Source organism: Arthrobacter ginkgonis (assembly GCF_039540195.1).
GTDB lineage: Bacteria > Actinomycetota > Actinomycetes > Actinomycetales > Micrococcaceae > Zafaria > Zafaria ginkgonis.
In genome coordinates this window covers 319,442-337,907 of sequence record NZ_BAABEO010000008.1, presented here as the reverse complement: position 1 = coordinate 337,907, position 18,466 = coordinate 319,442, and the positions used below count along the sequence as shown (strand labels likewise).

The window sequence follows — 18,466 nt, the reverse complement described above, 5'->3', positions numbered from 1 at the left end:
GGGCCATCACGGACCGAGGGCCAAGGTGCAGTTAACAGGTGCAACAGTGACGACCGACGGGCAGGATCCCGGCAAGGAACTCTACGAGGAGCGGGCCAAGCTGCTCCCGGGCCTTTGGATGCCCGACGCGCTCCCGTGGGAATCGCTGAGCGAAGAGGCCAAGGAGCGCTGGCGCCGTACCGCCGCCCAGGACGGTCCGCGCGGCTAGCTCCGCCGGCCTGGAACCAAACACTTCGGCAAAGGACGCTGCCTTCGATCCACGTTTGGACGAAGGAAGATGTCGGGTTTTGGGGCCCGAACCGACAACAGCCTTTGGCCAAACGTGGGGGCGGGGCAGCAACCTTGGCCGAAACGGGGAGTCAGCACGGCTCCACCTCCACCGCCACCCGGTGCTCCCCGATGCGCGTGAGCACCAGCGTGGCTTTCTCCTTCGCGGACTTGCCCGCCCCGGCCAGCAGCACCTTGCGCAGCTCGTCCGGGGTCACGTCCACCCCGCGCTTCTTGATCTCCAGGACCCCGATGCCGCGCTGCTTCACCCACGCGCGCAGCTTCTTCACGTGGTAGGGCATCACGTCCAGCACCCGGTAGGCGCGGGCGAACGGGGTGCGCACCAGCCCGGGGGCGCAGAAGTAGGCGATGTGCGGGTCCAGCAGGTACCCGTCGGCCAGCTCCACGGCCTCGGCGACCAGTCCCGCGCGGATGACCGCCCCGTCCGGCTCGTACAGGTACCCCCCGATTTCGCCCAGCTCGGCGCGGGAGGCGGCGCCGGCGTCGTACTCCTCGGCGCTGGTCAGTTCCGCGCCGCCGTGGGCCCCGATCACCAGCGCCGCGCGCCGCACGCCCGGCCGGGCCAGCGGACCGAACCACAGGGCCACCTCGGTGACCGATCCGTCCACCGACACCCACTGCGCCTCGCAGCCGGCCGGGACCGAGGCGTGCGGGATGCCCGGGCCCAGCTTCACGCCCACCGGCCACCCGGCGTCGGCCAGTTTCTCCACGAAGGACAGCGGGGGACTGAACGCCTCCGGATCAAAGATCCGCGAGGTGCCGGAGGTGGAGGTGGTGCGCCGCGCCGGATCCAGCCACACGGCGTCGAAGCCGGCCAGGTCGAAGCCGGTGGCGTCAGCGTTCACGACCCGCGCGTTCGGCCACGGCATGAGGTTCAGGGTTGCGGCGGCGGCGGTGACCTCGTCCAGCTCGACGGCGGTCACCTCCAGGTCCAGGGTCGCCATGGCCATCGCGTCGGCGCCGATGCCGCAGCCCAGGTCCGCGATGCGGGTGAGGCCCGCGTCGGAGTAACGCCGCGCGTGCAGGGCAGCCACGTTCAGCCGGGTCGCCTGCTCCAGCCCGGCCTGGGTGAAGACCATGTTCGCGGCGAACGGGCCGAACTTGGCCTCGCCCTTGGCGCGCAGCCGGGTCTGGTGCACGACGGCGGTGGCCAGTTCGGGGGCGTGCCCCGCCTTGCGCAGGGCCAGGTTCAGGTCCAGCGCGCCCTGCTCGGTGCGGGCGGCGGCCGGATCCACAGCGTTGAGCAGCGCCCAGCCCTCGGGAGTCAGGACGGGGGCAAGCTGGTCGGCGGGGCCGGTGGAGGGTGGAGCCATGGGGCTAAGTCTAGGCGGCGAGGGACCCGCGCCGAGCGGAGCGAGGTAAGAGAGCGGCCAGGGGTCCCCGCGCGCGAAGCGTGCGGGGCAGGCCGCGAACGGGGAGCCGGCTGGACGCTAGGCGGCGAGGGACCCGCGCCGAGCGGAGCGAGGTAAGAGAGCGGTCAGGGGTCCCCGCGCGCGAAGCGTGCGGGGCAGGCCGCGAACGGGGAGCCGGCTGGACGCTAGTGGTTCGGGCCCAGCCGGTCGGGCCGCCCCAACAAGTCGGGGCATGGGGGTACGGTGGTGGCGTGGTGGATGAACAGGACAGGACCGTGCACATGGATCCGCAGGACGAGGCGCCGGACAAGGTCGCAGGGAACGGGGCGGAGAACGGCGCCGGTGACGGTCTCCTGGGCCGATTCCCGGAGGCCGTCGACGCGCATGCCGCGGCCGAGGCGGCAGGACCCGCGCCGGTTGGTGCGGCGGGCACGGTCTTCCGGGTGCTGCTGTACGGGGGCATGGCCGTCGGGGCGGTGTCCGCGCTGGCGCTCGGCGCATCCTTCGTGCTGCACCTGGTCCTGGTGGGGACGTCCGTCCGGGCCGGCTACGCCTACTTTGCGGCCGGGCCCGAGGGCGAGGCCGTGCGGGAACTGCTCGGGGTGCCGCTGGGCGGATTCGTGGCCGCCGTCGTCGTGTCCCTGGCGGCGATCTGCGTGGGCGCCTTCGGGATCCTGCGCGGCCGCCGACGTGGCGCGATGTGAAGCAAATTGGCACTCGCCTTGACCGAGTGCTAACCCTTGCCTAGAGTCGTTCTTGGCACTCGGCTCGTCCGGGTGCCAAAGCCTGAGGTACTTGCCAGCTGGCACCGCGACGACGGTTGGCTACGCCCAACGGCCCCGTAAACCACTAGGTAACTCACGCAAAGGAGAGTGCCGCATGCCGGTCTCCATCAAGCCCCTCGAGGATCGCATCGTTGTCCAGCCGCTCGAGGCTGAGCAGACCACGGCCTCCGGCCTGGTCATCCCCGACACCGCCAAGGAAAAGCCCCAGGAGGCGACCGTTGTCGCCGTGGGCCCGGGGCGTGTCGACGACAACGGCAACCGCATCCCGGTCGACGTCGCCGAGGGCGACACCGTGCTCTACTCCAAGTACGGCGGAACCGAGGTGAAGGTGGGCGGCCAGGAGTTCCTGGTGCTGTCCGCCCGCGACGTTCTCGCAATCGTCGTCAAGTAGTTTTCCAGCGCGCGAAGCCCCGGCCCCGGCCGGGGCTTCATGCACATGATCTAGGAGTTAAAGCATGGCAAAGCAGCTTGCCTTCAACGACGACGCCCGCAAGGCTCTCGAGGCCGGCGTCGACAAGCTCGCCAACACCGTCAAGGTGACGCTGGGCCCGCGCGGCCGCAACGTCGTCCTGGACAAGAAGTGGGGCGCGCCGACCATCACCAACGACGGCGTGACGATCGCCCGCGAGGTGGAGCTCGACGACCCGTACGAGAACCTCGGCGCCCAGCTGGCCAAGGAAGTCGCCACCAAGACCAACGACGTCGCAGGCGACGGCACCACCACCGCCACCGTGCTGGCCCAGGCCCTGGTCAAGGAAGGCCTGCGCAACGTGGCCGCCGGCGCCGCCCCGGGCGACGTCAAGCGTGGCATCGAAGTGGCCGTCGAGGCCGTTGCCGCCCGCCTGGCCGAGAACGCCCGTCCCGTCGAGGGCGGCCAGGTCGCCAACGTGGCCGCGATCTCCGCCCAGAGCGACGAGATCGGCGACCTGCTGGCCGAGGCCTTCGGCAAGGTCGGCACCGAGGGTGTCATCACCATCGAGGAATCCTCCACCACGCAGACCGAACTGGTCCTCACCGAGGGCATGCAGTTCGACAAGGGCTACCTGTCCCCGAACTTCGTGACCGACCCGGAGCGCCAGGAAGCCGTCCTGGAGAACCCGCTGATCCTGATCAACTCCGGCAAGATCTCCACCGTGCAGGAGTTCCTGCCGGTGCTGGAGAAGGTGCTGCAGGCCGGCAAGCCGCTGTTCATCATCGCCGAGGACGTCGACGGCGAGGCGCTGTCCACCCTGGTCGTGAACAAGATCCGCGGCACCCTGAACGCCGTGGCCGTCAAGGCCCCCGGCTTCGGCGACCGCCGCAAGGCCATGCTGCAGGACCTCGCGATCCTTACCGGCGCGCAGGTCGTCTCCCCGGACCTGGGCCTCAAGCTGGACCAGGTGGGCCTCGAGGTGCTCGGCACCGCCCGCCGCGTCACCATCACCAAGGACTCCACCACGATCGTCGACGGCGCCGGCTCCGAGGCCGACCTCGCCGACCGCGTCGCCCAGATGAAGGCCGAGCTGTCCCGCACGGACTCCGAGTGGGACCGCGAGAAGCTGCAGGAGCGCCTGGCCAAGCTCGCCGGCGGCATCGGCGTCATCAAGGTCGGCGCCGCGACCGAGGTCGAGCTCAAGGAGCGCAAGCACCGCATCGAGGACGCGGTGTCCTCCACCCGCGCCGCGCTGGAAGAGGGCATCGTCGCCGGCGGCGGCACCGCGCTCGTCGACGCGCTGGCCGTGCTGGACACCGACCCGGCCGTGCTCGCCCTCGAGGGCGACGCCGTCGCGGGCGTGGGCATCGTGCGCCGCGCGCTGGTCCAGCCGCTGCGCTGGATCGCCCAGAACGCCGGCTTCGACGGCTTCGTGGTGGTCTCCAAGGTCTCCGAGTCCGGGCTTAACCAGGGCTTCAACGCCAAGACCGGCGTGTACGAGGACCTGCTGGCCGCCGGCGTCATCGACCCGGTGAAGGTCACCCGCTCCGCCCTGCGCAACGCGGCCTCCATCGCCGCGCTGGTGCTGACCACCGAAACCCTCGTGGTCGAGAAGCCGAGCGACGAAGACGAGCACGCGGGCCACAGCCACTAGCGCCGAGCGGGCTCCCACGCCCGCTAGGCTGCCGCCGCGCGGATCCCAAGTGATCCGCGCGGAAGGCAACGACGGCGGGGCCTCGCCCTTCCGCACCCCGTGGGAAACCAGGGGATTGCGGAGGGCGGGGCCCCGCCGTCGTGCTGTGAGGGGACCTCCGCCGTCGCGCCGTTAGGGCGCCTCGGGCGCGGACGGACAGGGGCCCTCCGCGGTGCGGGCCTGCAAGTGCGGCTCCAGCTCGGCGGCCGGAACCGGGCGGCTGTAGAAGTACCCCTGCGCGCGGTTGAAGCCCAGGCGGAGCAGCAGTTCGGCCTGCTCCGGGGTCTCCACGCCCTCGACGATGCAGCCCAGCTGGCAGGCCACGACCAGTCCGAGGGTGGCGCCCAGCAGCGCCAGCTGCTGCGGATCCTCCTCGATGCCCAGGATCAGCGACCGGTCCAGTTTCACCCCGGTGACGGGCAGCCTGTTCAGGTAGCCGATGGAGGAGTAGCCGGTGCCGAAGTCGTCGATCGACGTGTCGACGCCCATCCGCTGCAGGGCCAGCAGGGAGTACCGGTCCAGGGAGTCGCCGCTGATCAGATTGTGCTCGGTAACCTCGATGCCCAGGCAGGACGCCGGCAGCCCGTTGCGGCGCAGCGCCGCGCGGATGGAGTCCGGGAAGTCCAGCATGTGCAGCTCGGCGGGGGTGACGTTGACGTGCAGCGTGAAGTCCTCGCCCACCAGGCCGGTGTGCCGCCACCGCGCCAGATCCTCCAGCGTGGCCTCCAGGATCCGGGCGGTCAGCCGCGGCAGCATGCGCGCTTCCTCCGCCAGGCCCAGGAACTGGTCCGGCACCACCATGCCGCGCTCCGGATGGCGCCACCGGACCAGGGCCTCGGCCCCGACCCAGCGGCCCGACTCGATGTCCACGATCGGCTGGTACACCGGGAACAGCTGCGTGGTCTCCAAGGCCACCCGCAGGTCGCGCAGCAGCGTGGCCTTTTCCTGGCGCTCGTAGAGCATGAAGTCCTCGAACTCCTGCACCTTGCGCCGGTCGGACTGCTTGGCCACGTACATGGCCGTGTCCGATTCGAGCAGCAGCCGGTTCGCGTCGTGCTCCGGGGTGGCGTGGGCCATGCCCAGGCTGGCGCCGGGGGAGACCGCGACGTCGCCGATCTTGATCTCCTTGTTGATCAGTTCGATCAGCCGGTCGCCGAGTTCGCTGGGGGAGGGGCAGCCCGCGGGCAGCAGGACCGCGAATTCGTCGCCACCCAGCCGGGCAATGACGTCGCCCGCGCGCAGTCCTTCGCGGAGCCGGTCGGCGACGGTGCTCAGCACCCGGTCGCCGGCCGCGTGCCCGTGCATGTCGTTGATGCTTTTGAAGGCGTCCAGGTCAAGCAGCATCAACAGGGGCGCCGGCTCCCCGCGCCGGTGTTCGTCCAGGCTGTGCTCGATCTCGCGCATCAGGGCCCCGCGGTTGGCCAGTCCCGTCAGCGGATCGGAGTAGGCGAGGATCTGCAGCTGGTCCCGGGCCTCCTCCAGCTGGGCGGTGCGCTCGGCAACCCGGCGGTCCAGGGAGGCATAGGTCTGGGCCAGCTCCAGGGCCATGGAGTTGACTCCGACGATGATCGCGTCGATCTCGTCCCGCCGCGGGCTCGGCTGCAGCCCGGTGGTGAACTTCTTGTCAGCGATGTCAAGGATGGCTGCAACGAGGCGTTCGAGGCGGTCGTCTCCGGCCTGGAGCCTCAGTGCCGATTTAGCCATTGCGTTCCAGGTAGCGGAGCGCTTCGTCCCGGTCCTGGACGTAGCGGAAGTCGGTTCCGGAGGGCAGCCCGGAGGCCACGAATCGCGCAGTGACGCGGTCGGCAGGGCCGCTGCCCAGGAAGGCGATCCTGCCGATTCCGGAGAACGTGCCCAGCACGCAGGCGGCGCGGGGGTCGACTCCGTCAAGTGCTGAGACGTCGATCAACAGATGCATCGGTACCCACTGGGGTTCGGCCGCAGCGGCGACTGTCGCGGTGCCCGTCGCAGCGACCTGCTCGAGAAGGGAAGGGGTCAGGATGCTGCCCGGCGCAAACCCGATCTCCAGGATGCCGCCGGAAAGCGGGCGCAACACGGCGGTGTTCGGGGACTCGCCGGAATCGGGGGCAGGCGGGGCAACGGCTTCCGCGGCCGGCAGGACCGCGGGTTCGATGACCCGCCCGCTATGGATGCCGGTCCCGGTGCTACCTGCCAACGCCAATCCTCCTCCTGCGGTCATCGGAACCGCGCAGATCCCGGTTCAGCCGCCGGTCGCCCTGATAAAGGATAGTTGCCCAATCCGTGGTTTCGGGTGTTGCCGGGGCCGGCGCCGCCTTCGGGGCGGGCTTGGCCTTGGGGACGACGAACAGCCAGTTGAGCAGCCCCAGCCACATGTCCACCAGCGAATTCTTGATGCCGATGTAGGCGCGGATGGCGAAGATGGCCAGGGAGGCGTTGAGCGCGGCGAACGCGGCGTTGCCCCAGTTCTGGTCCAGGAAGTCCCGCCACAGGGTGACCAGGGAGAAGGCCACGATCAGGTAGGGGACCGCCACGTAGAGGCCGGGCGAGGCGGTCCGGTCGCGGACCTTCGGAGTGCGGACGAAAGGGATCTTGTCGCCGGTGAACGCCTGCTGGACGGACTTCAGGACGCCGGCCAGGTTCACCGGCAGCAGCACCAGGTTGAAGCCGTAGATCCGGAAGATGTCGGAGAAGCGGTGGCCGCAGTCGCGCAGGTCCGATCCCATGCACAGGAAGTAGGGCAGGGCCGCGGCGAAGATGAGAGGGCTCAGGAGCCGGCTGTCGTAGGGGTAGGCGAGGAGGAACACCAGCCCGAAGCTGGCCCAGGCGATCGAGGCCATGTAGTTCACCCGCAGCAGCACTTCACGCAGCTGGATGGGCTGGCGCTGGAAGCGGCGTTCGCCCAACTGCTTCCAGAACTTCGGCAGGATCAGCAGGCCGCCGTTGGCCCAGCGCCGGCGCTGCACCACCAGGGAACCGAAGTCGGGGGGAGTGGCGCTGTAGCTGAGGCGCTCGGGGTAGTTGGCCAGCTGCCACCCGTGCGTTCCGAGGTCGATGCTGGACTCGGTGTCCTCGATGACGGTGCGGTCCTGGATGTAGGTGCGGATCTCGTAGCCGCCGACCGTATTGATCTCTTCGATGTCCAGCAGCGCCCGCTTGCGGATGATGGCGTTGGCGCCGACCCAGAAGGTGGCCCCGTAGCCGGTCATGCCCTGGTGCAGGATGTGCTGGATGTCGGTGGTGGCCCCGGCCACGCGCTCGATGCGGGTCGGGGCGCCGCGGAAGGACGAATACGGGGTTTGGGTGACGGCGATGCGTGCGTTCTCCTCCGACTCGAGGAAGTACACCAGGCGCAGGCAGTAGTCGCGCAGCAGCAGCGAGTCCGCGTCAAGGGTCAGCAGGTACTCGCTGTCCGGGATGTCGAGGACCCGGTCCTCGTCCGCCTCCTCCCCGTCTTCCAGTTCCCGCAGGACCAGGGCGTCGCCACGCTGGTCCAGGAGCCAGCGGTGGCCCATGGAGGAGATGTAGGAGTTCAGGTTCATCGCCTTGTTCGCCTCGGCGGAGAGGCTGGCGTAGCGCTTGCGTTCGAAGTAGGTCAGCTTGGCGTCGAAGATCCTGACCAGGCGAAGGTGCAGCTCCTCCAGCCGGTCCAAATCGGGGCCGGTCTGCTGGGCTTCCGCGGCGGTGAGGGCCAGCAGGGTCAGGCGCAGCTCACGGGAGAGGCCCATGATCACCGAGTCGACGAAGAACTCGTCGACGTGGTCGTTGACCGGCTCGGCCTCGGCCATCGCCTCGAGCCATTCGGCCGAATGCCGGTAGCTGGCGGACAGGTGCGGCAGCAGTCCCTGCGCCGTGGCACCCGTTCCGCGGGCCTGCCGGAAGGCGTTCAGGGCGGCCAGGGCCTGCCGGTGCGGGGCCTGCAGGGCCTTCTCGATGGATGCCGCAAGGTTGCGCGTCGCGTCGAGCTTGGCCGCGACCTCGGGATCGGTCGGGTACGGGTTGTCGTCGATCAGCAGCACGATCCGCAGGTCCGGGAATTCCTGGAGGGCTGCCGACCACAGGGTTCCGCGCACCACCGACGTCTCTTCGGCGTAGCTGGGCACCAGGACGGTGATGCCCTTGTCGTAGTCGCGGAAGTGGCGGTCCAGTTCCCCGCGCGGGGCACGCTTGTGCTCGGCGAAACGGTGCAGCGCCGCCTGCCTGGCGGTGAGGTACATCAGCGCCGAGAAGGTCAGGAACGTGACCACCACCAGGTAAAGGACGGCCTCGAACTGGAAGCGGAATCCGACGCCGGGATTGTTGGCCAGTTGCCGCAGCACCGTGGTGACGACGTAGAGCGCCCACGACACGATGGTGGCGGAAATGGCTACGCGGCCCCAGGCGAGTTTCCGCTTCGACGGGGTCGGGTGGACGATCGAGAGCGGCTCGGAGCGGCGTTCCGAACCCCACTGGCGGCGCCGCGGCGCCGCTTCGAGGCCGGGGTGGAGCGGTGGGGGTGGGCCGTCGACCTGGTCCGGCGATGCGGCAGTGCTGCTTTGAGTCATCGAGTGTGCTCCCCAGCTACACAAAATGTGATGCCTTAGACAATCCGAAGGGCAACGGTTTGACGCATGCCGTCCCATTTTCGTTTGATTGTAACGTACTGCACTATGCTGTGGACCTGCGCAGTGTGCAGGTGACAATCCGTGACGGCGCGGCGGCCCGTGACCGCGGGGTACTGGAAACCGCGGCCGGAGGGCCGTTTGTCCTGCGCGGTGCCGACGCCGCTCGAAGAGGGTTGGGGAAACCATGGCTTCACGTTTTGCGGGACGGCGGCTTTCCGTCGTCCGGCTCTCCATTGTCCTTGCCATTGCCGCCCTCATCGTCGGCGGATCGCTCTCCGCGTGGGGCAGGGTGCAGGACGCCGCCCAGGCCGACCAGAGCCACGCGTGGTTCGGCTCCTACGTGGACGCGACGTCCACCCCCTTCTATCCGATCGGCGACAGCGTCGCCGCCGGGGAACGGGTGGTCCTCGGGTTCGCCGTGGCCGATCCCAAGGACCCCTGCCAGCCCTCGTGGGGCAGCTACTACTCGATGGACGGCGCTGCCGAAACCTTCGACCTGGACCGCCGGGTGGCGCGGGTGCAGGAGTCGGGCGGATCCGTGGTGGTGTCCACGGGCGGGCTGATCAACGACGAACCCGCGGTGGCGTGCGAGGACCCGGCCCGGCTGGTTGCCGCCTATGGGAACCTGCTGGAGCGCTACGATTCGTCCACGCTGGACCTGGACATCGAGGGGGCCGCGCTGGAAAACGCCGCCGCCTCCGAGCGCCGGGTCACCGCGGTGCGCGAGGTGCAGGACCGGTTTGCGGCCGCCGGCAAGCCCCTGCAGGTGTGGCTGACGTTGCCCGTGGCCACCGATGGGCTGACGGCGGCCGGACTGGCCGAGGTGGAACGGTACGTGGCCGGCGGCGTTGAGCTGGCGGGCGTGAACCTGATGACGATGAACTTCGGTGGAACGCGCTCCGCGGACCAGTCGATGGCGGAGGCCTCCATCCAAGGAGCCCGCAGCACCCACCGGCAGCTGAAGAACCTCTACCGTTCCCACGGAACGGAATGGGGGGACCGTTCGCTGTGGCGCAAGATCGGATTGACCCCGATGATCGGCCAGAACGATCTCCTCGGGGAGATCTTCACGCCGCAGGACGCCAGGGACCTCAACGCCTTCGCCCTGGAGGTCGGCGTGGGCCGCGTTTCGATGTGGTCGGCCAACCGGGACTTCGACTGTGGTCCCAACTACCCGGACCTGACGCGGGTCTCCAACAACTGCAGCGGCGTTTCGCAGGCCCCCGGGGAGTTCGCCTCCGAACTGGCGCGCGACATCGCGAAAATGGGCCTGCAGGACGTGGCCGAACCGTCCGGCGGGATCCAGTCAGCCCCGGCGGCCACGGCGATCGTCGACAACCCGGAAACCAGCCCGTACCCGATCTGGAACGAGGAAGCCGCCTACGTGGAAGCGGACCGGATCGTGTGGCGCGGCAACGTCTACGAAGCGAAATGGTGGACGCAGGGCGATGCGCCCGATGCCCCCGTGGCCGCCTCGGAGGCCACCCCCTGGACGCTGGTGGGGCCGGTGCTTCCGGGCGACAAGCCGGAGGAACCCGTGCTCGCCCCGGACGGGCTGTACCCGGAATGGTCAGCGAAGCGGGTCTACACCAAGGGCGACCGCGTGCTGTACGAGGGGCGGGTGCTGGAGGCGAAGTGGTGGAACACCGAGGAGAGTCCGGAAGCGGCGCTCCAGTCGGCCGCGAACACGCCGTGGACACTGTTGACGAATGCCCAGGTCAAGGAGCTGGTGGCTGCATCGACGGAGGCCACGGAGTCCCCCGCCCCCTGACGGGAAAGCGTTCCGGGCCGCAGAACGGCGCGGGGGCGCTTTTCGGGCTAGCCCTCGCCGTCGGCGAGGGCTTCGAGGCGGTCGGCCTCCGCAAATTTCCGGGCGGCCGCGGGATCGTCGAGCCCCTCAAGGACCGCGCCCCACACCCGGTAGGCGGGGACCATGTAGGCGGCCGCGGGATCGCTGACCTCCGCCAGTTCCGTGCCCAGGACCTCATCGGCCTCGGCGAGGTCGTTGACGGCCAGGCCCCACCGGGCCCGGGTGACGGCGAGCGCCACCCGGTCCATTTCCGTGGGCGACATGACCTCATGCGCCAAGACGGCCCGGTCGATGCAGTCGCGGGTCTGCTCGATGGCCACGCCGGCCTGGAGCTGCAGGTCCGCGGAGGCCCTGTTGAAACGCGCCCAGAGTTGGATGTCGTTGGCGGGGGAGAGCAGGGAGGAAGCGCGTGCATGGTAGTCGAGGCCCCGGTCGATTTCACCGACCAGGAAGGCCAGATTGCCGAGGGTCCAGAATCCCTTTCCCGCGGTTTGCCCATCAAACCCCGAGCTCAGCAACAACGCCAGATCCGCCTGCTGGTCCCATGCCTCCTGGATGCGGCCGGACTCCACCAGCGCCGCGATGAGGGACTGGAAGGCCTGGGCACGTGTTTCCGCCTGTTTCGAGGCGGAGTCCAGAAGCTCCAGCGCCTGCCGGGCGCGGTCGGATGCCGGGACGAAGCGTCCTTGGCACCGCAGCGCGATCGACTCCAGCACCAGGGACTTGGCGCGCAGGGCCCCGTCTGCCGCCGAAGCGGTCGAGGTGGTCATCCGCTGCGCCACCTCAAGCATTTCGGGGTAGCTGTCCAGGGCGTGCAGCGCATCGGCCAGCGCCTGGTCGAACTGCCACTCGAGCGCGGCGTTGTTCGCCTCGCGGGCGGTCTCCGCCCCCTGCCGGGCGGCACGGATGACCGCGTCCGGGTCGCCCTCGCGCTGGGCACGCCGAAGGAACGCTTCGATGCCGCGGAGGTCGCCGGGGACGGGGGGCGGGTGCATGGGACCAGTATGTCCTACGGGGGCGCCACGCCATGGGTTGACAACGCGTATTGGTACGAAACTTCCCCTTTGGTCACTTCCTTCACTTGGGCAACAATGGAATACTGCTGGGGGAGGAATGGTCCTTGACCTGCGCGTTTCTCCCATTGGCCAGTAACGCCACAACCCACACCACAAACAAAGGTGAAAAAGTGAAGAAGTTCCTGATGAAGTCCGCGGCAGCCCTTGCGGTTGCCGCTGCCCTCGTTGCCGGCGGTGCCGCTGCAGGCTCCGCCTCCACCGACGACGCCAACGCCGGTGGCAACTGGCCGTACAACGTCACCGTCAACGGTGGCAACTGGCCGTACTAAGCCGTTCGGCGGGTCCCCACTAGTCGTGGGGTCCCCCTAGGCGGGCCAAGCCAGGCCAACGACGGCGGGGCCGCCCCGACGCATGCACGCATGCGTCGGGTGCGGCTCCGCCGTCGTCCTGTTTTGGCCCTGTGGTGGCGAGCGCGTCCTGTCGGACGGCTGCGCCCTATCGAAGGGCTCCAGGGGGCGGGAGGGGCCGGCCTGCGGCACGGCACGTGACGGCGCGCACCCTTCTCCGCGCCCGGGCGGCGCGGCCCGCTGGTAAAATTTTCTGCTCGGGGTGGGGCAACCCGCCGGGGGAAACAGCAGACCGATCCACCACGGAAGGTGCACGACGTGGCTCCAGCGCGCCCTGCCCATGCAAAACCGGCCCAGATGAGCCCTCCCCAAGCCGGCCCTGCCCATCCGGGCCGCGCCGCCAGCGGCAAGCCCGGGTACCGCCCGGACGTCCAGGGACTGCGCGCCCTGGCGGTGCTGATGGTCGTGGTCTACCACGTGTGGCTGGGGCGGGTCTCCGGGGGCGTGGACGTCTTCCTGCTCATCTCGGCGTTCCTGCTCACCGGATCCTTCGTCCGCAAGGTGGAGGCGGGGCGCCCGCTCAGGCTGCCCGCCTACTGGCTGAACCTGTTCCGGCGGCTGCTGCCCGCCGCCGTCGTGGTCCTGCTTGCGGTGCTCGCCGCCACCGCGAACCTGCTGCCGCGCAGCCGCTGGCCGGAGATCTTCGGCCAGTCCTGGGCCAGCCTTTTCTACGTCCAGAACTGGGCGCTCGCCGAGGCGGCGGTCGACTACTACGCCGCGGACCATTCCACCGCCAGTCCGCTCCAGCACTTCTGGTCCCTGTCCATCCAAGGCCAGGTGTTCATCCTCTGGCCGCTGGTGTTCGCCGCCTGCGCCGCGCTGTGGCGCGGAATGTGCGTGCTGGCCCGCCGGCACGGCCTCCGGGCGCCGGGGTTCCGGGCGGTGGCGGCGGCCGCGTTCGGGGCCATCTTCGCGGTTTCGCTGGCCTACTCGATCCAGGTCACCGCCGCGGACCAGGCCTGGGCCTACTTCGACACCCGCGCCCGGCTGTGGGAGTTCGCCCTCGGTTCGCTGCTGGCCCTGGCGCTCCCGTACGCCGCGAAGCTGCCCTCCGCGGTGCGGGTGGGGCTTGGCTGGGCCGGGCTGGCGGCCATGCTCTCCTGCGGAATCGTGCTGCAGGTTCAGCAGTCCTTCCCCGGCTGGGTGGCGCTGTGGCCCACGCTGGCCGGCGCGGCGGTCATCGCCGCCGGCGGGACCGGCAGCCGTTTCGGCGCCGACCGCCTGCTCTCGCTCCGCCCGCTGACCCGGCTCGGGGACATCTCCTACGGCCTGTACCTGTGGCACTGGCCGATCCTGGTCATCTACCTGGCCACGCGGCAGACCGCCGGCCCGGGGCCGGCCGGAGGCGCCGCGGTGATCGCCCTTTCCCTGGCGCTGGCGTGGGCCACCACCAAGGCGGTGGAGACTCCGCTGCGCTCGTGGCGCTGGCCCACGGTACGACGCCGGCGGCTGGGCCTGGTGGTTGCCGTGCTGCTGGCGGTGGTCGCCGCCCCGCTTAGCGGATGGGAGGCGCGCGTCGCCGCCTACGAGCGGATGGCCGGGACGCAGACGGCGCAGGACAACCCCGGTGCCGAGGCGTTGCGCCCCGGCTTCGAATACGGCGGCAGCCCCGCGGCGGCGGTGCTTCCCCTGACCACCGAACTGGACGCCGAATGGGCCGAATTCGACGGCCCGTGCGAGGGGGAGTACGCGCCCGGCGACGCCAGGATCGACCAGTGCTACATGGCGGGAGACCCGGCCACCGCCCGCAAGACGGTGTTCGTGGTGGGCGATTCCCACGCCCAGCATTGGATTCCCGCGCTGCGTCCGGCCGCCGAGCGCAACGGCTGGCTGGTGGTCATGGTGCACCGTCCGGGATGCCGTTTCGGTGCGGAAAGCCCGGAACGCGACGAGGCCTGCAACGGCTTCAATGAGGCCGCCTCCGCCTACGTGCTGGAGCACCGGCCCGACGCCGTGCTCACGCTGGCGTCCCTGACGGCCTCCTTCGGGGCGCCCGAACGCGTCACGCCGGGCTACCTCGAGGGCGTCAGGCCGTGGCTGGAGGCCGGGATCCGCGTTGCCGGGATGCGCGACACGGCGCGCTTCGACTTCATGGTTCCCGAATGCGTGGACCTGAACGGCCCCGAATCCGCCGCCTGCACCGTGGAGCGCGACGCCGCCATCGCCGCCGAGTCCCCGCTGGAGGAGCTGCGGGACAGGCTCAAGGGTGACCGGGCCTATGCCGGGCTGGGCTTCTTCGAAATGACCGACCAGATCTGCGACGACGAGGTCTGCCGGCCGGTGATCGGCAACGTGCTGGTGTACATAGACCAGTCCCACCTGTCCAAGACCTACACGGCCACGACCTCCCCGGTGTTCGAGGAACGCTTCAAGGCGGCGCTGGACTGGTAGTGGACCAGGCCACTTGGCCAAGGTGTTCCCCGGGCGTAGCCTGACCTCACGGCACAGTCCGACTGTGCCGCACCTGGGGGGTGCACCATGGAACTTTCGCGCCGTGAGGTGCTTACCGCCGTGCTGGCCGGATCGGGGCTGGCCGGGGCGGGGCTTGCCGCCGGCCTGGCGGGACCGGCCGCCGCGGCGGCTCCCGCCGCCGTCGTGCGCAACCGCGTCTACACGGTGGCCGCCCGCAACACGGCCACCAGCACCGTCTACCCGAAGGCCGAATTCCGCGGGCTGTGGGCCGCCAGCGTGGTCAACATCGACTGGCCCTCCAGGACCGGGCTGAGCGCCGCGGCGCAGCAGGCCGAGCTGCGCTCGATCCTGGACCTGGCCCGCAAGCGCAACCTCAATGCCGTGCTGCTGCAGGTCCGGCCCACGGCCGACCGGATGTGGAAGTCCACGTTGGCGGAGCCGTGGTCGAAGTACCTCACCGGCACCCAGGGCAAGGACCCCGGCTACGACCCGCTGGCCTACGCCATCGCCGAGGCCCACAAGCGCGGGCTGGCGCTGCACGCGTGGATCAACCCGTTCCGCGTGGCGATGGACACCAGCCTGAATTCGCTGGTGGCCTCCCATCCGGCCCGGACGAACCCCACGTGGAGCTTCGCCTACGGGGGCAAGCGCTACTACAACCCCGGCATTCCCGCCGTGCGCAACTTCATCCGCTCCGTGGTGGTGGACCTGGTCCGGAACTACGGCGTCGACGGCATCCACTTCGACGACTACTTCTATCCCTACCCGATGGCCGGCCAGGCGATTCCCGACGCCGCGGCCTACGCCGCCCACAAGGGCGCCTTCACCTCCGTGGCCAGCTGGCGGCGCAACAACATCGACGTCTTCATCCGGGACACCAAGGCGGCGATCAAGGCCGTGAAGCCGCGGGTCGCGTTCGGGATCAGCCCGTTCGGGATCTGGCGCAACTCCTCCTCCAGCAGCCTCGGTTCCGCAACCAGCGGGCTGGAGTCCTACTCCGCCCTCTATGCGGACAGCAGGAAGTGGGTCAAAGAGGGGTGGGTGGACTACATCACCCCGCAGCTGTACTGGTACCAGGGGTACCCGGTGGCCAACTACAACGTGCTGGTCGACTGGTGGGCCAAGCAGGTGGCCGGAACCGCGGTGAAGCTCTACACCGGCGAGGCCGCCTACAAGGTCGGCGACGCCTCCCCGGCCGCGTGGCTGGACCCTAACGAGCTACGCGACCACCTCACCAAGGCCCGCGGCGTCCCGGCGGTGCGGGGGCACTGCTTCTACAACACCACCGCGTTCCGGGCGAACAAGCTTAACGCGATCGGCATCCTGGCCGCGAGGCACTACGCCCGCCCTGCCCTTCCCGTCCCGTTCCCGCAGCTGAATGCCGGCCGCCCCGCCACGCCCGTGATCAAGTCCGCGGTCCGCGAGGGCACCGGCGTCCGGCTGACCTGGACCTCCGGCACCACCGGCGAAGACCCCACGCTGATCGCGATCTGGCGCTGGGAATCCACCGGCTCCGTGGTGCCCAACATCCAGTCCACCGCCACCTACCTGCGCGCGGTGCCCCGGCGCACCGCCGGCACCCAGAGCTGGCTGGACACCGGGGCCGTGCCGGGGCGCACCTACTGGTACATGATCCAGTCGGTCAGCCAGACCGGCATGGACTCCGCCAACGCCACCTGCATCTTCATCCGCGCCTGAGCGGCGGGGTTGGCCCGGAGCATCACCCAAAGTTCGGCCGCGGCCAACCGTCTTGCGGATATGGCTGGAATGACCGAGCCGTTCCAGCCATTCGCGCAAGATGGTTCACGGCCCGGCCTTGGAGCCCTTGGGACAAGGCGCCTTTCCGCACGGGGCCCGGTAAGCGGGGCCCGGGAAGCGGGGCCCGGGAAGCGGGCAGCGGATTTCCAAGGCCGCCCACGGCCGTGGAAATCCTTGCCCGCGGCGGGCCCTGCGCAGCGCCGGAGGCGAGTGCCGCGCTGTACGGGGTGCGGGCCCCGCGGAGCGCCGGGGCAGCCGCCCGCCGTCGTGCTCCAGCCGCAGGGACGTGGCGTTGGGCACAGTGGGGAACCGGCGGAATGCCGCAAGCCCGGCGCGCGTTCTAGGATGGTACGAAACCCCCTCGTGCGAAAGGCCCCCCGTGACCGAGTTCAACCCGTTCGCCTTTGAAGGACTGACTTACGACGACGTCCTTCTGCTGCCCGGCCCGACGGACGTCATCCCGTCGGAGGCGGACACCACCACGCGGCTGACCAAGCGGATCAACATCAACATCCCGCTGCTTTCCGCCGCCATGGACACCGTCACCGAGGCCCCGATGGCGATCGCGCTGGCCCGCCAGGGCGGCATCGGCATCATCCACCGCAACCTCTCCATCGAGGACCAGGCCAACCACGTGGACCAGGTCAAGCGCAGCGAATCCGGCATGATCACCGACCCGGTGACCATCAGCCCGGACGCCACGCTGAAGGAACTCGACGACCTCTGCGCGCACTACCGGGTCTCCGGCCTGCCGGTGGTCGACGTCGACAAGAAGCTGCTGGGCATCATCACCAACCGCGACACCCGGTTCGTGCCCTATTCGGAGTTCCTGACCACCAAGGTCTTCGAGAAGATGACCCCGATGCCGCTGATCACCGCGAAGGTCGGCGTGTCCCGGGACGAGGTCGTCCACCTGCTGGGCAAGCACCGCATCGAGAAGCTGCCGCTGGTCAACGACGAGGGCGTGCTCCAGGGCCTGATCACCGTCAAGGACTTCGACAAGGCCGAGCAGTACCCGAACGCCAGCAAGGACGACGAGGGCCGGCTGCGCGTGGGCGCGGCCGTGGGCTTCTTCGGCGAGGGCTACGACCGGGCGATGACGCTGGTCGAGGCCGGGGTCGACGTGCTGGTGGTGGACACCGCCAACGGCCACTCCCAGGGCGTGCTGGACATGATCGCCCGCCTGAAGAAGGACCCGAAGGCCGCGCACGTGGACGTCATCGGCGGCCAGGCGGCGACCCGCGAGGGCGCGCAGGCGCTGATCGACGCCGGCGCGGACGCGATCAAGGTCGGCGTCGGCCCGGGCTCCATCTGCACCACCCGCATCGTCGCCGGCGTCGGCGTCCCGCAGGTCACCGCCATCTACGAAGCCGCCAAGGCCGCGATCCCCGCGGGCGTGCCGGTCATTGCCGACGGCGGCCTGCAGCACTCCGGCGACATCGGCAAGGCCCTGGTGGCCGGCGCCGACTCCGTGATGCTCGGCTCCCTGCTGGCCGGCACCGCCGAGTCCCCGGGCGACCTGGTGTTCATGAACGGCAAGCAGTTCAAGGCCTACCGCGGCATGGGCTCCCTGGGCGCCATGGAGACCCGCGGCAAGAACACCTCCTACTCCAAGGACCGCTACTTCCAGTCGGACGTGCCCTCCAACGAGAAGCTGATCCCCGAAGGCATCGAGGGCCAGGTGCCCTACCGCGGCCCGCTCTCCGCGGTCGCCCACCAGCTCGTGGGCGGTCTGCGCCAGACCATGTTCTACGTGGGCGGGCGCACCATCCCGGAGCTGAAGGCCCGCGGCAAGTTCGTCCGCATCACCGCGGCCGGGCTGAAGGAATCCCACCCGCACGACATCATGATGACCGTCGAGGCGCCGAACTACCGTTCGCGCTAGCGTCTTCGACGCCTCCCCGCCCTCGGGCGGGGCCCCTCGGCGTCTAGACTTGCCACCGCACGGAA

General features: G+C 69.9%; 14 protein-coding genes. 9 read left to right on the top strand and 5 right to left on the bottom strand.

From position 1 onward, the window contains the following. Positions 1 to 46 precede the first annotated feature (46 nt). The gene (locus tag ABD912_RS04080) at positions 47 to 208 is read left to right on the top strand and encodes a hypothetical protein (protein WP_345148668.1); all 162 of its coding nucleotides are present in this window, start codon (positions 47 to 49) and stop codon (positions 206 to 208) included. Between the two features lie 151 nt (positions 209 to 359). Here ABD912_RS04080 and ABD912_RS04075 read toward each other — a convergent pair whose 3' ends face one another. Next, complete coding sequence (locus tag ABD912_RS04075; RefSeq protein ID WP_345148666.1) at positions 360 to 1,601, bottom strand: class I SAM-dependent methyltransferase; 1,242 nt, start codon at positions 1,599 to 1,601, stop codon at positions 360 to 362. Positions 1,602 to 1,891: 290 nt separating this feature from the next. Here ABD912_RS04075 and ABD912_RS04070 point away from each other — a divergent pair, with 290 nt between their 5' ends. The 3 genes from ABD912_RS04070 to groL all read left to right on the top strand — a co-directional run bounded on the left by ABD912_RS04070 (position 1,892) and on the right by groL (position 4,491). Continuing rightward, positions 1,892 to 2,344, top strand: a complete 453-nt coding sequence (locus ABD912_RS04070) for a hypothetical protein (RefSeq protein ID WP_345148665.1) — start codon at positions 1,892 to 1,894, stop codon at positions 2,342 to 2,344. Positions 2,345 to 2,519: 175 nt separating this feature from the next. Next, positions 2,520 to 2,816: a co-chaperone GroES gene (gene groES / locus ABD912_RS04065; protein ID WP_345148664.1), complete on the top strand. Its 297-nt coding sequence runs from the start codon at positions 2,520 to 2,522 to the stop codon at positions 2,814 to 2,816. Positions 2,817 to 2,880: 64 nt separating this feature from the next. Next, positions 2,881 to 4,491 carry a chaperonin GroEL gene (gene groL, locus ABD912_RS04060; protein WP_345148662.1) on the top strand — a complete coding sequence of 537 codons (1,611 nt, stop codon included), beginning with the start codon at positions 2,881 to 2,883 and terminating at the stop codon, positions 4,489 to 4,491. Positions 4,492 to 4,662: 171 nt separating this feature from the next. Here the strand turns inward: groL and ABD912_RS04055 are convergent, their stop codons facing one another. Genes ABD912_RS04055 through ABD912_RS04045 form a run of 3 tightly spaced genes read right to left on the bottom strand, consistent with a single transcriptional unit; the run spans position 4,663 to position 9,053 of the window. Continuing rightward, on the bottom strand, positions 4,663 to 6,234 hold the full coding sequence (locus tag ABD912_RS04055) for a putative bifunctional diguanylate cyclase/phosphodiesterase (protein WP_345148661.1): 1,572 nt from the start codon (positions 6,232 to 6,234) through the stop codon (positions 4,663 to 4,665). Then, complete coding sequence (locus ABD912_RS04050; RefSeq protein ID WP_345148660.1) at positions 6,227 to 6,706, bottom strand: hypothetical protein; 480 nt, start codon at positions 6,704 to 6,706, stop codon at positions 6,227 to 6,229. The genes ABD912_RS04055 and ABD912_RS04050 overlap by 8 nt, the downstream gene beginning before the upstream one ends. After that, positions 6,696 to 9,053: a glycosyltransferase family 2 protein gene (locus ABD912_RS04045; protein ID WP_345148658.1), complete on the bottom strand. Its 2,358-nt coding sequence runs from the start codon at positions 9,051 to 9,053 to the stop codon at positions 6,696 to 6,698. The genes ABD912_RS04050 and ABD912_RS04045 overlap by 11 nt, the downstream gene beginning before the upstream one ends. Before the next feature lie 244 nt (positions 9,054 to 9,297). On the opposite strand from ABD912_RS04045, the gene ABD912_RS04040 reads away from it, so the two are divergent. Then, positions 9,298 to 10,884, top strand: coding sequence for a chitinase (locus tag ABD912_RS04040; RefSeq protein WP_345148656.1), 1,587 nt, complete (start codon positions 9,298 to 9,300; stop codon positions 10,882 to 10,884). 47 nt (positions 10,885 to 10,931) lie between these two features. Here the strand turns inward: ABD912_RS04040 and ABD912_RS04035 are convergent, their stop codons facing one another. Beyond that, positions 10,932 to 11,918: a hypothetical protein gene (locus ABD912_RS04035; RefSeq protein WP_345148655.1), complete on the bottom strand. Its 987-nt coding sequence runs from the start codon at positions 11,916 to 11,918 to the stop codon at positions 10,932 to 10,934. A gap of 191 nt (positions 11,919 to 12,109) precedes the next feature. Between ABD912_RS04035 and ABD912_RS04030 the strand changes: the two genes are divergently transcribed. From ABD912_RS04030 to guaB, 4 genes are all read left to right on the top strand, one after another. Further along, positions 12,110 to 12,268, top strand: a complete 159-nt coding sequence (locus tag ABD912_RS04030) for a hypothetical protein (RefSeq protein ID WP_345148653.1) — start codon at positions 12,110 to 12,112, stop codon at positions 12,266 to 12,268. A gap of 375 nt (positions 12,269 to 12,643) precedes the next feature. After that, the gene (locus ABD912_RS04025; RefSeq protein ID WP_345148651.1) at positions 12,644 to 14,737 is read left to right on the top strand and encodes an acyltransferase family protein; all 2,094 of its coding nucleotides are present in this window, start codon (positions 12,644 to 12,646) and stop codon (positions 14,735 to 14,737) included. 87 nt (positions 14,738 to 14,824) lie between these two features. Continuing rightward, a complete protein-coding gene (locus tag ABD912_RS04020) occupies positions 14,825 to 16,456 on the top strand; it encodes a glycoside hydrolase family 10 protein (protein ID WP_345148649.1) in 1,632 nt (543 codons plus the stop codon). A gap of 439 nt (positions 16,457 to 16,895) precedes the next feature. After that, the gene (guaB, locus tag ABD912_RS04015) at positions 16,896 to 18,401 is read left to right on the top strand and encodes an IMP dehydrogenase (protein WP_345148648.1); all 1,506 of its coding nucleotides are present in this window, start codon (positions 16,896 to 16,898) and stop codon (positions 18,399 to 18,401) included. Positions 18,402 to 18,466 lie beyond the last annotated feature (65 nt).